The sequence below is a fragment of the Neisseria sp. P0021.S006 genome (assembly GCF_051956895.1).
Genome location: NZ_JBQCWZ010000452.1, coordinates 1 through 1,127, shown reverse-complemented (window position 1 = coordinate 1,127; position 1,127 = coordinate 1). Strand labels below are relative to the sequence as shown.

Annotated in this window: 1 protein-coding gene; it reads left to right on the top strand. The window is 55.5% G+C overall.

Annotated features, from left to right (window positions below; genetic code table 11):
* Nucleotides 1–79 precede the first annotated feature (79 nt).
* Nucleotides 80–1,127 (top strand): ArnT family glycosyltransferase (locus tag ACTHUM_RS14920; protein WP_440403282.1); only part of this gene is annotated, 1,048 nt, incomplete at its 3' end.

Here is a 1,127-nt window from a genome sequence, read left to right as displayed (position 1 = left end):
GCTCTCCAGTCCGGCATATCGCGCAAACCCGTCAAACCCTGTACCATTGCTATTCAAACCAACCGTTTTTTGACCTTCCATGCTGACTTACACACCGCCCGATCCGCGCCGCCCCCAAAAAACCCATGAAAAACCATGGCTACTGCTGCTGATGGCTTTTGCCTGGCTGTGGCCGGGCGTGTTCTCGCATGACTTGTGGAACCCTGCCGAACCCTCCCTCTTTACCGCCTCTGAATCCATGAAAAACGGCGGCAGCCTGCTGATTGCACAAATCTTCGGCCAACCCGATTTCACCATCTCCCCTGCTTTTTTATGGGCGGCAACCGCATTCCAAACTCTGTTTTCGCCTTGGGCGGCCGATGCCTATGATGCCGCACGTTTTGCCGGCGTGGTATTTACCGCCATCGGACTGACCGCCTGCGGTTTTGCCGGTTTCAACTTTCTCGGCAGACACCACGGCCGCAGCGTTGTCTTGATCCTTATCGGCAGCATCGGTTTGCTGCCCATCGCCCACTTCCTCAATCCCATGTCGGCCGCTTTTGCCGCATTTGGATTGATTCTGTGCGGCTTTTCACTGGCACGCCGCCGCGTCATTATTGCCATTTTGCTGTTGTGCGGCGGTTGGGTTTTACTCTCCCTTTCCTTAGGCTATCTGCTGACCGCGGCCATGATGTTTTTGGCACTTGCCCTGTCGTTCCATTCTACTTGGCAAAGCAAACGCTATCTGCTGACCCTGATTGGCGCCATCGTCGTTTCCCTGCCCCTGCTGATTCTGTATCCGCTGGTTTTATCAAAAACCAATCCCGAATGGTTTGATATTTGGTTCAGCCATTATTCCTTAGGCGTATTCGGCGGTTTCCATCAGATTCAGACGGCCTTCAACCTGCCCTATTATCTGAAAAACCTGCTGTGGTTTGCCTTGCCTGCCTGGCCGCTGGCAGCATGGACGCTCAGCCGCACGCGTATCCACGATAAAAACTGGGGCATTCTGAGCCTGTCGTGGCTGGTTATTATGACAGCCCTACTTGCCATCAACCCGCAACGCCTGCAAGACAACCTCGTTTGGCTGTTGCCGCCGCTCGCCCTGCTCGGCGCGGCACAACTGGACGGCCTGCGTCGCGGTGCAG